Below are 3,119 nucleotides of genomic sequence, written 5' to 3'. Positions count from 1 at the left end.
GCTGAACGAGCCGGCTTCCATCTTCACCAGATAGATGCCCGCCGCCAGATCGCGTCCCTCAATCGCAAGCGTGTGATGCCCCGCGGCACGCTGTCCATCCACCAACACCGCCGACTCACGACCCGACACATCATAGAGCCGGACCGTCACCCGCGATGCCTCCGGAAGCCCATACGCAAACCGCGTCGTCGAATTGAACGGATTCGGGTAGTTCTGACCCAGATAGAACTCGGTCGGAACCGTCACCGCCGAAACGTCCAGCGCCACAAACCCGTCGGTCTCATAGACCAGCGACCCGGCCTTCACCGCCGTCGCACGCAGGTCATAGACCCGGTCGTCAACCGACGACCAGACCTTCAGCGCGAACGCTTCGCCCGGCATCAGCCCCTCGACCGCCTCCGTCGAAGGATCGTCACCCCAAATCGCCAGACCAAACTGCCCTTCCAGCGACGTCCCGACACCGACCAGACGACCCGACGGGCTGAACGCACCAACCTGGTCGCCGGTCTCGAGTTTCAGGCCGCCCAAGGAAGTCACGAGCAACGACATGTTGTGACCCGTCGAAGGCACCTCAGCCCAATGGCCGGCCCCCGGCTGAGCCGCACCGCCGCCTACCGAAGCCTGCATCTGCTGCGGGGCCGGGTAGTTCAGCGTTACATCCTCATTGACCTTGATCTGGTAGCCCTGCGTCTCCCGCCACGGTTGCATGTTGCTGAACCGGAAGCGCGGGTTCATAAAGCGGCCCGAGACGTCCTTTGCCAGCAGCACGTGATCGATGATCGGCGACACAACGTAGAAATCGGGAGCCGCAGCACTCAGCTGGTATTCCGGGAAGTAGGCGATGAAGTTCCAGCCTGTCGCGATCAGAATATCGGCGTCGGTAGCGATCGGTTCGCCGCTCCAGACCGTCGAGATCGCCTCATCCATCTTCACCTGGTAACCTTCGGTCAGGTTCCAGTAAGGTATGTTGTTGAAGCCGAAGCGCGGGTTGTAGAAGTTACCCCGTTCATTCTTCATCAACAGGATGTGATGATTGTTCTGATCGCGACGCAGTTGGTTGGTCATCCGAATGATGTCCGGACCTTCGTCGCGCGTCCAGAGCGCCCGGTCGGGGACGACGTTGATCGAGATCAGATTCCAGTTGGCGGTGAAATCCACCTGGAGATCGCGCGACGTCGCCGCGGCGAGGGAGAGGAACGTGAAGGCGTTAGCCGTATAGTTCGACTGGCCCTCGTGAATAGTGGCGCGACCGCGGTAATAGGTGTCGGCCGCATCGTCCCAGACCTGGAAGACGAGAGGTTCGCCGTTCCGGAACTGGCCATTGCCGCCTTCTTCACCCCAAGCCGCGAAGCCGTGAGGCTCACCGTCGTTATACCAGACCATCGCGCCGGCGCAGACGTTGCGCGGTGTAATCACCCCGACTTCCCAGCCGGTAGGTACCGGCTCGTCGTTGAAGGTAACCGCACCGACGAGCAGGCTGTGGTTGACGTCGGTCTCGACGAATTCGAAGCCCCGGACCGGGATTTCACCGGTGCGGAGGAAGACATCGACCACAAAGTCGCCGTCGGGATCGTTGGACGAGATCGTCAACGTCCCGTGGTACTCGGTGTTGTCTTCGAGGCCGTCGGCATTGAAAGTGAGCGTTACGTCGCTCGCTTCACCTGCCGGGGTTACGCCTTCGAGCGGTTCAACCGTCAGCCAGGGGATGCCCCAGTGGTTGCGCTGGCCGATGCCGATGGCATAGCCGTTCACAACCGCCCACTCGTTGCGAGCCTTGATCCGCGCACCGATCTGGCCGTTGCCGTCCTCGTAGCCGATCAATGCCTCGCCGACATTGCCCTGCTGAGGTCCATACTGGAACTTGATGAACCCGTTCCCGTAAAGAACAACCTGGAACGTCGAGAGTTGGGCGTTGTTGCCAAAGCGCGGAACATTGATGAACGACCAGACCGCCATGTCGGCGTTGTTCGTCCAGTAATACCACGCTCCGCCGGCGCCCGGATGCAGATCGTAGTTGTGCGGCGCAAGAAGCGCATTCGGCTCGCCGCCGTTCGGCATATCGGCAAGTCCGATGTCGCCGCCGGCATAGCCGCTGAATGTCATCCAGCCATTCGAGCAGAACCGCACCTGGCCATAGTTCTGGCCGTAGTAGGGAAAGTTGAATCCGAGGTTGTAAGGCCCGACGTTGATGTCGTCGCCGCCCTGCAACTGGACCCGGCCCTCCATATTGACGATGTCGATCCACTCGAAGTCGGGACCGTCCTGTTCCTGGTTGTCCCGCCATTCATATTCCATCTGGTCCGGGTTGCCGCGGCGGTCGCGACCGGGAAGGTCGCCGACCAGCGGTGCCGGAGCGGTACGCATCATTTCTGCGGCAAGCGAAGCCTTGTCGGCCGGAGCCAGTTCCGGGGCCGGAGCAACCTCATGACGCACCGGACCGGCATAGCGCAATCCGCGGCCTGCCGCGTCGCGCCGACCGGCATCGCCTTCACGCAGGATTTCCGCTTCCGACCACCAGCGCAAGGGCGCCTGGCCGCCGTTCGAGATGTTGATGATGTGCTCTTCGACTTCACCGGTGAAGAGGTCGGTCTCGATCGCTTGCGGATCGACACCGATCTGCGGCGGAGCCGCCGTCGTGCCGTGCATCGCAATCGCGATGTCGTCGTTGTTGCCGGCATTCGAGACAAAGGTCATCGTCCCGGCATGCTCGCCATCTTCGGCGGCATCCAAGATAAAGTTGACCATCGTCGCTTCGCCCGGAGCCAACTCGAACGAGGTTGGGTCGGCATAGAAGGTCTCATTGTCCGAGACGATGTCCTCGACGACGAGGTTCGCCGTGCCGGTGTTCTCGATCGTGACCGGGATGCTGTAAGGTCCACCGGTAAAGAGGTCGGGGAAGCGAGCGTCCCAGCGGTCCCAGTCCATGATGTCCGGGAAGCCGGCCGCTTGATTCCAGGTCGCCTCTATCACGGGCGCACCGGTAACGTGCAGAAGGATATTGACGTCCACCTGTGGCGACGCCGGGTCGTTCGAGAAGATCATCAGGACGGCTTCGTAGTCGCCCTCGATCAGACCCTCGGCATTCAGCGTTACGATGAGGTTCTGATCGCCGCCGGCGT

At 61.7% G+C, this 3,119-nt stretch carries 1 protein-coding gene; it reads right to left on the bottom strand.

Features of this window, described 5'->3' with window-relative positions:
• Positions 1-3,119, bottom strand: a 3,119-nt coding sequence (locus FJY67_11730; GenBank protein ID MBM3330119.1) for a T9SS type A sorting domain-containing protein, incomplete at both ends; no start/stop codon positions are given.

The organism is Calditrichota bacterium, assembly GCA_016867835.1.
In the GTDB taxonomy this organism is placed as follows: Bacteria; Electryoneota; AABM5-125-24; order Hatepunaeales; family Hatepunaeaceae; genus VGIQ01.
Note: the sequence above shows the minus strand (reverse complement) of the source record. Positions and strands in the feature narration are given on the sequence as shown.